Consider the following 14165-nt stretch of genomic DNA (forward strand, 5'->3'; position numbering starts at 1 on the left):
AACATAACTCAGTAGTAAAAAGAAAAGGAGAGCTTCGGCTCTCCTTTTTTGTGGCTTCAAGATAATACTAGTTTGCTTCAACCATTGGTGTTTGGCCGACAGTATCACGCAACCTTTGCCAAATACTGCCCAAGTACTCATGCCAATAAAGCTCTGTTTGTTCTAAGTAACGCGCTTTAGGTGAGTATTTATCCCAAGGTTGACTTATCTCTCTAATAGCTAAGAAGTTGGTCGGGGCTGGGATTGGTTTAATGCCTGCTGCGTTGAACTCATACAATGCACGGCTCATGTGGCTCGCAGAAGTGACTAACACAATCTCCTTTTGTTGAACGAATGCAGCCGCTTGACGCGCCTCTTCCCACGTATCTTTCGCATCTTCTAATAAAATGATATCGGACTTCGCGACTCCCAACGCAAGGGCAACGTTCGCCATCATTCTCGCGTGGCTAATTTCAGATCCGCCAGCATAGCCGGATAAGATTAATTTCGCGCCTGGATACATTCTTAAAATACGAATGCCCTCAGTTAAGCGCATTAATGCTGCACGGCTTAACTGCGAGGTGGGTGGAATTTCGTCATCGATAACATGACCATTCCCTAAAACCATCACGTAGTCGATGGTGCCAGAAACTGGCAAAAAGGCTTTATGCTCTCGCTCTAACGGCATAAGAAGCTTGGTTGAAACAGGTTGGAAGGCAACAAGAAAAATGCCAACAAAAGAGAATAGAACAACGAAGCAGCCAGTTTTACGTTTTGTAGTAAAACTAATGAGAGCAAGACCCAACAAGCCTATCAGCAGCAATGCCGGAAGGGGCATAAGCATGGCTGACACTACTTTTTTCAGCTCAAACATACATAAATAGTCCGAAAAAACATCAATTGATAATAAAAATGAGGGTATCCCTCTTTATTCCTGCTTTCCTTGTGCCAGAATAGCGGCACAATCCGTTATGATAACTCAGCAGAAGTGACAGAAGACCGCAATTTCGACGATATCGCCCACAAATTTGCAAAAAATATTTACGGCTCCGATAAAGGGGAGATCCGCCAAATCATTGTGTGGGAAGATTTTCTAAAGATTCTAAGTGAATTAGATGCTGACCAGCAACCCCTAGAAGTGTTAGACGCTGGTGGTGGTTTGGCACAAATGTCGCAAAAGCTTGCTAAGCTCGGACATCGAATCGCTTTATGTGATCTATCTTCGGAAATGCTGCAGTTGGCTAAGCAGGATATTGAAAAAAACGGTTTGCTTGAGCAGTATCGCCTGATTCATTCGCCTGTCCAATCCATCGGTGAACATATGGATGTACAGGTCGATCTGGTTATGTTCCACGCTGTGATGGAGTGGCTGGTTGATCCTAAGGCCGCACTTGAAACAGTTCTAGAGCAAGTAAAACCGGGAGGCATCGCATCAGTCATGTTCTACAACCACCACGGTTTAGTCTATAAAAATGTGGTTTGTGGCAACATTCCTCATATTTTAGACGGCATGCCTCACCGGAAAAGATTTAAACTACAGCCACAGAAAGGCCTAAAACCCGAAGAGGTCTATCAATGGATAGAAGATTCTGGTTTTAGTATTTGTGGCAAATCTGGTATTCGTTCCTTCAGTGATTACATAGGCAATATGCAATACATGGGCGATTACGAGTTTGAAGATGTGTTGGCGCTAGAAAAACAACTTTGTCGACAAGAGCCATACCTCTCATTAGGCCGCTACATACACGTGTGGGCTAAGAAGAACGATAAACAGGAATAACGATGAGTGAGATGACTCTCAATGCTGCAGAGCAACCAATCGATGAGTTGGTTGGCTGGGTTAAGCAGCACGATTTCTCGTTGAACCTGACCACTGAGCGATTGGCATTTTTGATTGCTATCGCTGTACTAAGTAATGAAAGGTTCGATGAAGAATTGGGTGAAGGTGAATTGCACGACGCATTTGCCATCGTCACTCGACTTTTTGATGAGACCGGCGAAGCTTCGGCTTTCCGTGCGAACAATGCCATCAACGAGATGGTTAAGCAGCGTCTTATGAGCCGTTTTGTCAGTGAGATTACTGACGGAGCGAGCATTTACCGCTTGTCGCCATTAGCGATAGGAATTACCGACTACTACGTGCGTCATCGCGAGTTCTCGAAACTGCGTCTTTCTATCCAGCTATCGATGGTAGCGGATGAAATGGCAAAAGCGATTGAAGCTGCACAAAAGGGTGGCACTCCGGGCCACTGGAAGAAAAACGTTTACGGAATTTTGAAATATTCTGTAGGCGAGATCTTCGATCAAATCGACCTTAACCAACGTGTGATGGATGAGCAGCAACAGTCTGTTAAACAACAGATTGCTGATCTGCTTAACAAAGACTGGCGTGAAGCGATCAACAACTGTGAAGCGCTACTGTCAGAAACATCAAGCACGTTGCGTGAACTTCAAGATACGCTGCAAGCCGCCAGTGATGAACTGCAAACTCAGATCCTCGATATTCAAGAAATTGTTTACGGTGACCCTGAGCTGGAGTTTATCGAAGAAGCCTTGTTTGGTCTGCAAATGAAGCTGGACCGAATCACAAGCTGGGGCCAGCAAGCTATCGACCTTTGGATTGGTTACGACCGACACGTGCACAAGTTTATCCGTACTGCAATCGATATGGATAAGAATCGTGCGTTTAGCTCGCGTCTGCGTCAATCTGTCAAAGATTACTTCGATGCGCCTTGGTATCTGACTTATGCAGATGCGGAGAGGCTTTCCGACCTTCGTGATGAGGCCCTAGTACTGCGTGATGACGAGGTCACGGGTCAAGTTCCGATGGAAGTAGAATACGAAGAGTTTCAACAAGTCAATGATGAGTTGGCAGAGCGAATTGGTGACATGCTGAAAGCGCATAAAGATCAAGGCACACCAATCGATTTGAGTGTGGTACTGCGAGATTACCTTGCACAGCACCCTTACACTCATCATTTTGATTTAGCTCGCATTATCGTCGATCAAGCTGTACGTCTAGGGTATTCAGAATCGGATTACCAAGCGATTCAACCAGACTGGAAAGCAATCAACGAATTTGGGGCAAAGGTACAAGCGAATGTCATCGACCGATACTAATGAATACATGTCAGAGAATCTGGCAAAAGCAATTTCTAACCCTCTGTTCCCAGCGCTAGACAGCATGCTTCGAGCAGGGCGTCATATCTCAAGTGAAGATCTAGACAATCACGCGTTGTTGTCGGATTTCGAACTTGAGCTTTCTTCTTTCTACCAACGCTACAACACCGAATTGGTGAAAGCGCCAGAAGGTTTCTTCTACCTTCGTCCTCGTTCAACGTCTCTGATTGGCCGTAGTGTTCTTTCTGAACTGGATATGCTGGTGGGTAAGGTACTGTGTTTCCTTTATCTAAGCCCAGAGCGTCTTGCGCACGAAGGCATCTTCACTAACCAAGAGCTGTACGACGAACTGCTTGCTCTAGCAGATGAAAATAAGCTGATGAAGCTAGTGACGAACCGTGCTACCGGTTCTGACCTTGATAAAGAAAAGCTGTTTGAAAAAGTACGTACGTCACTTCGTCGTCTGCGTCGCCTAGGCATGATCATCAACATCGGTGAAACCGGTAAGTTCAGCATCAGTGAAGCGGTATTCCGCTTTGGTGCCGATGTACGTATTGGCGATGACATGCGTGAAGCGCAACTGCGTCTGATCCGTGATGGTGAAGCAGTAGTGCACACCAAAGAGCCAAGCCAAGGCAGCCTATTGTCTGAAGAAGATCAAGACGACCAAGCCCAAGAAGAAACGACAGAAGAGGGTGAAGCATGAGCATGATTGAACGCGGTAAATACCAATCGCTGACCATGGTCAACTGGAACGGCTTCTTTGCCCGTACGTTTGACATCGATGGTCTGGTCACCACGCTATCAGGTGGTAACGGTGCAGGTAAATCAACCACAATGGCGGCGTTCATCACCGCATTGATTCCTGACCAAACGCTACTGCACTTCCGTAACACCACAGAAGCAGGCAGCAGCCAATCGTCTCGCGACAAAGGTTTGTACGGTAAGCTACAGCCGGGCGCATGTTATGCGGCGCTAGATGTGGTGAACTCACGTAACCAACGCCTATTGTTCGCAGTAAAACTGCAGCAAGTTGCGGGTCGTGATAAGAAAGTAGACATCAAACCGTTTGTTATCCAAGGTCTTCCAAGCCATGTGAAACCAACAGATATCTTGGTTGAAAGCGTATCTGCGACTCAAGCTCGTGTACGTCAAATCAATGAAGTAAAAGAATCAATCGCAGAATTTGAAGGCGTTCAATTTAAAGCCTTCTCTTCTATCGTGGATTACCACGCACAAATGTTTGAATTCGGTGTGATTCCGAAGAAACTGCGTAACTCTGGTGACCGTTCTAAATTCTACCGCCTGATCGAAGCATCGCTTTACGGTGGTATCTCAAGTGCGATTACCCGTTCGCTACGTGACTACCTTCTGCCACAAAACGGCGGCGTGAAGAAAGCGTTCCAAGATATGGAATCGGCGCTGCGTGAAAACCGCATGACGCTAGAAGCGATCAAAACTACGCAAGCAGACCGTGACTTGTTCAAACACTTGATCACAGAGTCGACTAACTACGTGGCAGCGGACTATATGCGCCATGCTAACGAGCGTCGTAAAAAACTAGAACAGACATTGTCTTTGCGTTCAGAGTTATTTGGTTCTCGCGAGACCTTGATTGAGCAAAACAATCTGCTTAATCGCGTTCAAGAAGAGCTGGAACTGCTGATCGAATCAGAATCTTCTTTAGAGCAAGACTACCAAGCGGCTTCTGATCACTTGCAACTGGTGCAAAACGCGCTGCGTCAGCAAGAGAAGATCGAACGCTACCAAGAAGATCTTGAAGAGCTGAGCGAGCGTCTTGAAGAACAAATGATGGTAGTCGAAGAAGCGCAAGAACGCGTGATGATGGCTGAAGAGCAAGCTACCGTTGCAGAAGAAGAGGTGGATAGCCTTAAGACGCAACTTGCTGATTACCAGCAAGCTCTTGACGTTCAGCAAACTCGCGCCCTTCAATATCAACAAGCAGTTCAAGCGCTGGAGAAAGCGAAGCAACTACTTGGCGATGACAGCCTAACGGCGGAATCGGCTCAAGCGCTTGTCTCTGAGCTTAAGAACAAAGAGTCAGAAAGCACCAATGCGTTGCTATCGGTTAAGCACAAACTGGACATGTCTTCTGCAGCGGCAGAGCAGTTTGAAACCGCGCTTAAACTAGTACAAAGCATCGTTGGTCAAGTTGAGCGCAAAGACGCGTCTGAACATGCGAAAACCGCAATTGCGAAAGCGCGTGAGTCACAACAAATCGCGCAAAACGAACAGCAATGGCGAGCACAACACCGTGATCTCGAACGCAGCCTTAACCAGCAGCGTCAAGCACGTGAACTGGTTGCTGAATACAAAAAGCAATATCACGTTGAACTAACCGATGAGGTTACGTTTGAACAAGAACGTGAACGTCATGCGACGCTAATCGAATCACTAGAGATAGCTCAAGAAGAAGTTCGTGATCAGCGTGGTGAACAGCGCCGTCTAGAGCAAAACGCGGTGGCAGAAATCAGTAAGCTTGAAGCAATAGCACCAGCTTGGATTGCGGCGAACGATGCGCTAGAGAAACTGAGAGAGCAGAGCGGTGAAGAGCTTGAGGATCGCCATGCGGTAATGAACCACATGCAAGTTGTCCTTGAACAAGAAAGGGAGTTGTCTTTAGCTAAAGATAAGCTTGCTGAGCGCCGTAGCCAGCTAGACTCTGAGATTGAGCGTCTTGCTTCTCCTGGTGGTTCAAATGACCCTCGCCTGAAAGGTTTGGCAGATACGCTGGGCGGTGTATTGCTGTCTGAGATCTACGATGACATCACGATTGATGACGCGCCTTACTTCAGTGCGATGTACGGTCCGGCTCGTCACGCTATCGTTGTTTCTGACTTGTCAGGCATCGAAGAGAAACTGGTAGAGCTAGACGACTGTCCAGAAGACTTGTACATCATTGAAGGTGACATCGATGCCTTTGATGACAGCTCGTTCGATGCAGAAGAGTTAGAGGGCGCGGTTTGCGTTCGTATGAACGATCGCCAAATGCGTTACTCTCGCTTGCCTGAGATCCCATTGTTTGGCCGTGCGGCACGTGAGCAGCGTCTAGAGTTGCTGCGTAACGAACGAGAAGAAGTGGTAGAGAAACACGCAAAAGCGGCGTTTGATTCTCAGAAAATGCAGCGCTTGTACCAAGCGTTTAACTTATTTGTGTCTAACCACATTCAGGTTGCTTTTGACGCCGATCCAGAACAAGCACTGGCAACTATTCGTGATAAGCGTAACCAAATTGCTCGTGTGCTGGCGGATCTGGATGCGAAAGAGCAACAACAACGTTCTCAGCTTCAAACCAGCAAGCAAGCCTTGTCTTCTCTGGACAAGCTAGCGTCACACATGGTGCTTGTTGAAGATGAGTCATTGCAAGCGCGTTTTGATGAGCTAGAAGAGAAAATCGCTCAGCTTGCAGAGGCAAAAAACTTCTTAAACAACCATGCAAAAGCCGTCACGCAATTAGAGAATATTGCGTCTGCGCTTGATGCTGACCCAGAGCAGTTCGATGCACTAGAAGCAGAATACAAAGCGGCAGACGAGCGGCTACAAGATCTTAAGAAGCAAATCTTTGCACTCTCGGATCTCGTTGAACGTCGTCACTACTTCGCTTACTCTGATTCAGTAGACCTACTGAACAAGAGTAGCGAACTGAGTGAGCAGCTAAAAGCTAAACTGGTTCAAGCTGAACAAATGCGTACTCGCTCTCGTGAAGAGTTGAAGCAATCGCAAGGTCAAATGAACCAATACAACCAAGTATTGGCATCATTGAAGAGTTCACACCAAGCGAAACTGGAAACGGTTCAAGAGTTCAAACAAGAACTTCAAGAGTTTGGCGTGAACGCTGACGAAGGTGCGGAAGAGCGCGCAATGCGTCGTCGTGACGAACTGCACGAGCGTCTACACACGTCTCGTAGCCGTAAGAGCGAATACGAGCGCACAATCACCTCTACTGAACTAGAGATGAAAGGCTTGGCGAAACGTCTGAAGAAAGTTCAGAAAGAATACGTTGAGCTACGTACCTTTGTGGTTGCAGCGAAAGCTGGCTGGTGCTCTGTACTTCGTCTGGCGCGCGAGAACGATGTTGAACGTCGTCTACACAAGCGTGAACTGGCTTACATGTCAGCGGATGAACTGCGTTCGATGTCGGATAAATCACTGGGTGCGCTGCGTCTAGCGGTTGCGAACAATGACGACCTGCGTGATGCGCTGCGTCTATCAGAAGACAACGCTCGCCCAGAGCGTAAAGTTCTGTTCTATATTGCTGTATACCAACACCTTCGTGAGCGTATTCGTCAGGATATCATCCGTACTGATGACCCAGTTGAAGCAATCGAAGAGATGGAAGTCGAGCTGGCGCGTCTAACGGAAGAGCTAACGCAACGTGAAAACCGTCTAGCGATCAGCTCTGAGTCGGTAGCGAGCATCATCAAGAAGACGATTCAGCGTGAGCAAAACCGTATTCGTATGCTGAATCAAGGCTTGTCGAACATTTCGTTTGGTCAGGTGAAGGGCGTACGTCTAAACGTGAAGATCCGCGAAAGTCACGAAGTGTTACTGAACGGTCTAGCGACACAGCAAGAGCAGCACAAAGACCTGTTTGAATCGACTCGCTTTACTTTCTCCGAAGCAATGGCGAAGCTGTTCCAACGTGTGAACCCACATATCGATATGGGTCAACGTTCTCCTCAGGTTCTGGGTGAAGAGCTACTGGATTACCGTAACTACCTAGAGCTAAGTGTAGAAGTGAACCGTGGTACAGATGGTTGGCTACAGGCTGAGTCTGGCGCGCTATCAACAGGTGAGGCGATCGGTACTGGTCAGTCAATCCTACTGATGGTTGTTCAAAGCTGGGAAGAAGAATCACGCCGCCTGCGCAGTAAAGACATTGTGCCTTGTCGTCTGCTGTTCTTAGATGAAGCAGCGCGTCTGGATGCGAAATCGATCGCGACATTGTTCGAATTGTGTGACCGTCTGGATATGCAGCTTCTTATCGCGGCACCAGAAAACATCAGCCCAGAGAAAGGTACGACCTACAAACTGGTGCGTAAGGTGTTTAAAGACCACGAACACGTACACGTAGTGGGTCTGCGCGGTTTTGGTCAAACGGATAAGCCTAAGACCGAAGCACAAGAGATGATTGAAGAGTTTGAATCGTAAACTTCGAATCTAACAAAACGCCCGCAATGAACGCGGGCGTTTTTGTATCTGTTTACGAGGCAGGCTTCGAAATACATAAGATAAGCCGAGACTGTAGGATGGCAGTCTCGGCTTATTAACGGAACTTAATGAGGAAGCGACGTTTATTCCTCTGGAATATCGTCCCTGACTTCGATCATTTCAGCAAGCTCTTCAAGTGCTTGGACAGAAAGCTCAGACAAGCGTTGTAGGTGTTGGTCTAAGCTCTCTTGTTCTTCAAGCTCTGGTTCATCATTATTTGTTTCTTTTATTAGCATTTCCCAACCTCTCAAGTTGAGTAAGGGGAGCTCTCATCATACTCAAAAGGCAAAGTAGAAAAGAAACGATCTATGTTGATTTTGTTAGCTCGATCATTGATTCAACTTATATATGAGAAGGGTGTGTTTAATAAGGAGAGCAAGTGCAAGGTTTTTGGATGCGGGAACAAAAACGCCAGTAATCATGACAATTACTGGCGAGTAATAACGAACATTAGGTCGGAGGGTTAGAACAACGGCTTCACACCGAACTGCTCTGCTGCGTAAGCGACGCGTTCAATCGGTTTTGGATACTCAGCAGGTGTGCCAAGGCTCTCTATGTGTTTCAAACGAGGAAGTAAGCCTGCACCATTAGCTATTTGGATTGCCAGACCAGGGCGAGCGTTAAGCTCTAAAACCATAGGTCCTTCATCTTTATCCAGCACCATATCCGTACCCATGTATCCCAAACCTGTCATTTCCCAGGCACTTGACGCAAGCTCCAGCAAGCGCTCCCAATGCGGTACTTGAAGGGTCGAAAGGTCTTTACCTGTATCAGGGTGATGAGTAACTGGATGATCGAACTGCACCGCTCTGACGGCTTTACCTGTCGCGATGTCAATGCCTACTCCTACGGCACCTTGGTGAAGGTTTGCTTTGCCGTCGGAAGCCGCTGTAGAACAGCGCATCATCGCCATAACTGGATAACCTTTAAATACGATGATCCGAACATCTGGTACGCCTTCATAACTGAAGCCATCAAAACAGTCATCAAACTTGATTAAGTTTTCAACCACAGCAACGTCATTTTTACCACCAAGAGAGAAAAGGCCAGCAAGCGCATTACTAATGTGACGCTCGACCTCATCCCTACCAATTGTAGAGCCGGAGGGTTTGGTATATACCCCGTTTTTGTGAGACGTAACAACCAGAATGCCTTTACCGCCACTACCTTGTGCAGGTTTGATCACAAAACCAGGCCAGTTCTCAACCATTTTGTGGATAGTCTTAACTTCAGCTTGGTTATGAATGACACCGATCAGGGCAGGAACTGTTGCTCCTGCTGCCTGTGCAATAATTTTGGTCTTTAGCTTGTCATCGACAAGTGGGTATTTAGAACGATCATTGTAACGGCCAATATAGCTGTGGTTACGCTTGTTCATCCCCATAATGCCTTTATGGCGAAGCTTAGACGGCGAAGTAAAACTTTCGAACATCGTTTAGTCCTCCGCTAGTGGTTTGAAGCGTCGTAGCTCAGTGAGGCGGTAACCTGTGTAAGTACCTAGTAATAGAATACCGGCCAGAACAATCAACTGTAGACCAATGAAGTTAAAGGTTAAGTGTTGAATGTATGAGTTCGTCATTGCAAGGTAAACTAATACCGCTGTCAGCAATGAACCACCACCTTGCAGAGCAACTTCCTTCGCACCTTCTTCTTCCCATAGGATTGACATACGTTCAATCGTCCAAGACAAGATGATCATAGGGAAGAAGGTAATTGTTAGGCCTTCTGTTAAGCCCATTTTAAACGCAACAACGGTGAACACCGAGATGATCATAATAACGGTAATAATGACCGCAGATATCCTTGCTACCAGCAATAAGTTCAACCTAGACAAATAGCTTCGAATAATCAGGCCTGTACCTACAATTAGCAAGAAACCGACAATACCCGTTAATAGTTGAGTTTGAACAAAAGCAACGGCAATCAACACAGGCATGAAGGTACCGGATGTTTTCAGGCCGATAATCACACGCAAGAACACAACGATCAGAGCACCAATAGGGATGAGCATGATGGTTTTGAACATCGCTTGCTCTTCCAAAGGTAAGCTATGAATTGAAATATTCAGTAATCCATCTGCTTCTATTTTGTTGTTTGTAGCTTGTTGTGGTGTCATTTCTTGCTTAATCATCGAGAAATGCACTTGGCTATTTTTACCACCAACAAGGTCAAGTAAGGATACGTTTGATTCATCCCACACTAACAAGTTGGGTTTCACTGCTTTTTGTTCGGATTTTGGTGAAAACAGTACCCAATCTTTACCTGACCAAACCTGAACCATTGGTTGAATTGTTTGGCGTCGACGACCATCTTCTAGTTCGATAACACCGACGGTTTTGCTCTGTATACCTGCGGTAAGCAAAATATTATGCAGTGCATCAGTACGGCTGAAATCGTTCAGTAGTAGCGACGAGTTTTGGCTATCTGGGTCATTAAGCGCTTTGATAAGCTCACGAGTAAACGTCACATTATCGGCTGAGCGACTCATCGCACGTTCGATAAGGGCATTTGCCGCTGCTGCTTGTGGTGCTGATAGCGTTGGTGGCGTAATGTCTTCCGTTGGCGGTAAAGGAGTGACTTTAGCCTGAGGGTCTACTAAGAACTGGGCTTTGTAGTATATGGTTTGTGGCCCTTGAGCTTGGCGAATTGACCATTCTGCACGACGGCCTGAATCGTCATTGATGTAGGAAACGCCATAACCTGATGAGGAAGCAGATTCACCGATAAGTGTGTAACCACTTTGTGTATGAGGCGCTGCAAGTGACGCTTTTACTTCGTTGCCGTTAGCATTGAACTCAATACGAGCTTCTACATCCCATACCTGGCGAGTTTCGCCTGGCGTCCAAGGCACGCCGTAGTTTTCATGTCTGAAAACGCTCAGAGCAATGCCCGCAATCACCAATAAGATGATAGAAAGGTAAAACGGTATTTTTGACGTCATAATCTACCTTATTATTTTTTATCTTCGTCCGTTTGGATATAGGTACGACTTACATCGACAAGTGCTATGTCGCGCATAAATTCTCTACCCAGTAAAATAGGATGGTTCATATGTGAGCGATCTGCCAACGTAAATTGCGCTTTTTCATGAATTTTTCCAACGCGCACCCAAAGTTCTACCACAGCGCGGCGTTCTAACTCTTCACTGGTAACCTGGCGGATTTTGACGTAGCGAATGACAGGAGCTTCGATCCAAGTACTTTTCTCTTCTTCGGATTTACTGGTGTCTGCTAAGTGGAATCGGACCCATTTTTTGCCATTTCTTTCGAACTCTTCAATATCAACGGCATTTAAAGACGACGTCGCGGCACCAGTGTCGATACGTGCATCAAAAGTTTGCTTAATCGACTCTACAGTGACCTTTTCGATAGAGCCAAGGACAATATCGTGAGTTGGGGTTGGTTCCACAGGAGCGGGAGATTGGACAATAATCGGTTCTTTCGGTTTTTTTACTTCTGCCATTGCTTCATCGCGAAATGTAAGAAGTTCAACCTGTAGTTTATCGACTTGTTCTTCAAGGCTGTCGATATAGTCCGATTGGTTGCTGAGCTGTAGCTCTAGGTTGGTAATGCGATTATTGACATTCGCTTCTGAATTTTGAATCGCCGCTAACGTTTCTTGGTGGTACTGTTCGCCTTTGGTTAGTGAGCATCCAGATAGTAAGGCGATGGCAACAATCGGGGTCAATCGTAATAACATTGAAAACCTTGGGATTGGATTAAGTTGTTTATTTTTTAGGAGTTTAGCTTATATCGATAAAGCCTCACAAGTAAGAATGTTTCTCTATTACTTATTGTTTGAGGAATAGTGATGAAAAGCCAAAAATCAAGGATACAAAAGCGCATCCTTATTTAGAGCGTGCTTATATTTTGACGTGAAAAATGGATTCAAAAAACAAACTCGCTCATTACGAGGAAAGAGGGTAATGTCTTAACTCGTAAAATGAGTTAAGACAATGTCAGGAATCTCAGCGAATTATGATTTGCGAGCGACAAGAACCGCGCGGCGAGGGGCAGGGTAGCCTTCTACAGTTTTGCTTGGGTCGTTCGGATCTAAGTAGTCAGGTAGAGAGTTATGCGTCATCCAATCTGTGGTACGTTGTTCATCTACGGATGTGATGTTTTCATCAACGATACGAACATCTTCAAAACCGACCAATTCTAGCCACACTTTTAGGGCTTTTGCTGAAGGGAAGAAATAGACATTACGCATTTGCGCGTAACGAGAAGTCGGGACCAGTACTGCATTCTCATCACCTTCAATCACGAGTGTTTCCAATACGAGTTCACCTCCAGATACCAATTGATCTTTTAGTTGCACTAAATGATCGAGAGGCGAGCGGCGATGGTAAAGCACGCCCATGCTGAATACCGTATCGAACGCTTCTAACTTAGGTAGCTGTTCAATGCCCAATGGCAATAGGTGCGCACGTTGGTCATCGCCCATTAGTTTACGAATTGCTTCGAACTGAATCAGGAACAGGTGAGATGGATCGATACCGACAGTTAAGCGTGCACCTTCGCCTAGCATGCGCCACATGTGGTAGCCGTTACCACAACCTACATCGAGTACGCTGCGATTCTTTAATGGTGAAATATGCGGAAGCACGCGGTCCCATTTCCAATCACTGCGCCACTCAGTATCAATATGGATGCCGTGTACGTGGTATGGGCCTTTCCGCCAAGGATGGAATGTACGAAGTAAGCTTTCTAGCTTTTTAAGTTCCCCTTGAGGCATCGGCTCATTGTTTGAAATCGTGACAGAATCAACAATGTCGATGTTGTCCGGTCTACCCGCTGGGATTTTGTTCAGGGCTTTCAACCAGCGACCAAAGTCACCGTGCTCTGCATTTTGCCAATCCGTTAGCTGTTGCGGAAGCACATTAAGCCAAGGTTGAAGACGAGTGTCTTGGGCAATCAATTGGTAGAAATTTGCAAAGTTAAACATAGTTAGTCAATCGCTGAGTTGATGGGTATAAATTATTAACGAAAGCCGAAATCGGTATGGTTCAGGCTTGGTATGCATGGTCTATTTAATCGCGAACATGGAGCCGAAGTTAAAGCATTGGAACCAAACGTCGTAGCTAGAAAAGCCAATTTTAGCGAAACGCTCTTTATGTTCTTTCTTTGAATCTGGGCGCATTACGTTTTCTATCGCGCTACGCTTTTGGCTGATTTCTAGTTCGCTATAACCATTCGCACGTTTAAAGTCGTGGTGAAGGTCAATTAACAGTTCGTTCGAAACTTCATCTTCGAAGACGAACTTCTCCGATAGAATCAAAATGCCGCCTGGACGCAGGCCTGCGTAAATTTTCTCGAGCAAGGAGTAACGATCTTCTGGAGAGAGGAATTGCAAAGTGAAGTTCAACACCACCACTGACGCGTTTTCAATTTCGATATTGCGAATGTCTGCTTCTACTACATCCACAGGAGTGTCACTGCGGTAAGCGTTGACGTGAAGTTTACAACGCTCAACCATCGCAGGAGAGTTGTCCACTGCGATGATTTGGCAACCTTCTTGTTTGATATGGCGACGCATAGACAATGTTGCAGCACCCAAAGAACAGCCAAGGTCATAGATGTTTGAGTGAGGTTTTACAAAACGCTCTGCCAGCATACCGATTGCAGAAATGATATTGCTGTAACCCGGTACCGATCGTTGAATCATGTCAGGAAATACTTCCGCTACGCGTTCATCGAACGTGAAATCCCCAATTTTATCGATTGGAGCCGAAAAAATAGTATCTGGATTGCTCTTAGGGTTCATAACTAAGTCTCTGCATACAAGCCGCCTGAAAATGTCAGGCACCAAAAAAGGCGCGTATTTTATGGGAA

Annotated in this window: 11 protein-coding genes; 4 read left to right on the plus strand and 7 right to left on the minus strand. The window is 46.1% G+C overall.

What is annotated here, in order from left to right; all coding sequences use genetic code 11:
* Positions 1 to 67 precede the first annotated feature (67 nt).
* A complete protein-coding gene (gene elyC, locus R7F07_RS08850; protein ID WP_005378371.1) occupies positions 68 to 853 on the minus strand; it encodes an envelope biogenesis factor ElyC in 786 nt (261 codons plus the stop codon).
* A gap of 114 nt (positions 854 to 967) precedes the next feature.
* Between elyC and cmoM the strand changes: the two genes are divergently transcribed.
* Genes cmoM through mukB form a run of 4 tightly spaced genes read left to right on the plus strand, consistent with a single transcriptional unit; the run spans position 968 to position 8271 of the window.
* Entirely contained in the window at positions 968 to 1759 is a 792-nt protein-coding gene (gene cmoM / locus R7F07_RS08855; protein ID WP_031778994.1) for a tRNA uridine 5-oxyacetic acid(34) methyltransferase CmoM, read from the plus strand.
* Between the two features lie 2 nt (positions 1760 to 1761).
* Positions 1762 to 3099, plus strand: coding sequence for a chromosome partition protein MukF (gene mukF / locus R7F07_RS08860; protein ID WP_005378378.1), 1338 nt, complete (start codon positions 1762 to 1764; stop codon positions 3097 to 3099).
* The gene (gene mukE / locus R7F07_RS08865) at positions 3080 to 3805 is read left to right on the plus strand and encodes a chromosome partition protein MukE (protein ID WP_005378379.1); all 726 of its coding nucleotides are present in this window, start codon (positions 3080 to 3082) and stop codon (positions 3803 to 3805) included. The genes mukF and mukE overlap by 20 nt, the downstream gene beginning before the upstream one ends.
* Positions 3806 to 3807: 2 nt before the next feature.
* On the plus strand, positions 3808 to 8271 hold the full coding sequence (gene mukB / locus R7F07_RS08870) for a chromosome partition protein MukB (protein ID WP_171342763.1): 4464 nt from the start codon (positions 3808 to 3810) through the stop codon (positions 8269 to 8271).
* A gap of 143 nt (positions 8272 to 8414) precedes the next feature.
* On the opposite strand, the gene R7F07_RS08875 is transcribed toward mukB, so the two are convergent.
* The 6 genes from R7F07_RS08875 to cmoA all read right to left on the minus strand — a co-directional run bounded on the left by R7F07_RS08875 (position 8415) and on the right by cmoA (position 14097).
* Positions 8415 to 8567, minus strand: a complete 153-nt coding sequence (locus R7F07_RS08875) for a hypothetical protein (RefSeq protein ID WP_005378381.1) — start codon at positions 8565 to 8567, stop codon at positions 8415 to 8417.
* A gap of 227 nt (positions 8568 to 8794) precedes the next feature.
* The gene (locus tag R7F07_RS08880; RefSeq protein WP_005378387.1) at positions 8795 to 9763 is read right to left on the minus strand and encodes an alpha-L-glutamate ligase-like protein; all 969 of its coding nucleotides are present in this window, start codon (positions 9761 to 9763) and stop codon (positions 8795 to 8797) included.
* Positions 9764 to 9766: 3 nt separating this feature from the next.
* Entirely contained in the window at positions 9767 to 11272 is a 1506-nt protein-coding gene (locus R7F07_RS08885; RefSeq protein WP_005378389.1) for an inactive transglutaminase family protein, read from the minus strand.
* An 11-nt stretch (positions 11273 to 11283) separates the two neighbouring features.
* Entirely contained in the window at positions 11284 to 12030 is a 747-nt protein-coding gene (locus R7F07_RS08890) for an ATP-dependent zinc protease (protein WP_005378391.1), read from the minus strand.
* 276 nt (positions 12031 to 12306) lie between these two features.
* Positions 12307 to 13278 carry a tRNA 5-methoxyuridine(34)/uridine 5-oxyacetic acid(34) synthase CmoB gene (cmoB, locus tag R7F07_RS08895; protein WP_005387902.1) on the minus strand — a complete coding sequence of 324 codons (972 nt, stop codon included), beginning with the start codon at positions 13276 to 13278 and terminating at the stop codon, positions 12307 to 12309.
* An 81-nt stretch (positions 13279 to 13359) separates the two neighbouring features.
* Positions 13360 to 14097, minus strand: coding sequence for a carboxy-S-adenosyl-L-methionine synthase CmoA (gene cmoA / locus R7F07_RS08900; RefSeq protein ID WP_017635063.1), 738 nt, complete (start codon positions 14095 to 14097; stop codon positions 13360 to 13362).
* Positions 14098 to 14165: the final 68 nt, after the last annotated feature.

It is taken from the genome of Vibrio sp. YT-16, assembly GCF_033337405.1.
Taxonomy (GTDB): Bacteria; Pseudomonadota; Gammaproteobacteria; order Enterobacterales; family Vibrionaceae; genus Vibrio; species Vibrio alginolyticus.

What these genes read in the sequence shown, in the direction of transcription:
- elyC (WP_005378371.1), bottom strand. Translation starts at nt 853, where the DNA reads ATGTTTGAGCTGAAAAAAGTAGTGTCAGCCATGCTTATGCCCCTTCCG.
- mukF (WP_005378378.1), top strand. Translation starts at nt 1,762, where the DNA reads ATGAGTGAGATGACTCTCAATGCTGCAGAGCAACCAATCGATGAGTTG.
- mukE (WP_005378379.1), top strand. Translation starts at nt 3,080, where the DNA reads ATGTCATCGACCGATACTAATGAATACATGTCAGAGAATCTGGCAAAA.
- mukB (WP_171342763.1), top strand. Translation starts at nt 3,808, where the DNA reads ATGATTGAACGCGGTAAATACCAATCGCTGACCATGGTCAACTGGAAC.
- R7F07_RS08875 (WP_005378381.1), bottom strand. Translation starts at nt 8,567, where the DNA reads ATGCTAATAAAAGAAACAAATAATGATGAACCAGAGCTTGAAGAACAA.
- R7F07_RS08880 (WP_005378387.1), bottom strand. Translation starts at nt 9,763, where the DNA reads ATGTTCGAAAGTTTTACTTCGCCGTCTAAGCTTCGCCATAAAGGCATT.
- R7F07_RS08885 (WP_005378389.1), bottom strand. Translation starts at nt 11,272, where the DNA reads ATGACGTCAAAAATACCGTTTTACCTTTCTATCATCTTATTGGTGATT.
- R7F07_RS08890 (WP_005378391.1), bottom strand. Translation starts at nt 12,030, where the DNA reads ATGTTATTACGATTGACCCCGATTGTTGCCATCGCCTTACTATCTGGA.
- cmoB (WP_005387902.1), bottom strand. Translation starts at nt 13,278, where the DNA reads ATGTTTAACTTTGCAAATTTCTACCAATTGATTGCCCAAGACACTCGT.
- cmoA (WP_017635063.1), bottom strand. Translation starts at nt 14,097, where the DNA reads ATGAACCCTAAGAGCAATCCAGATACTATTTTTTCGGCTCCAATCGAT.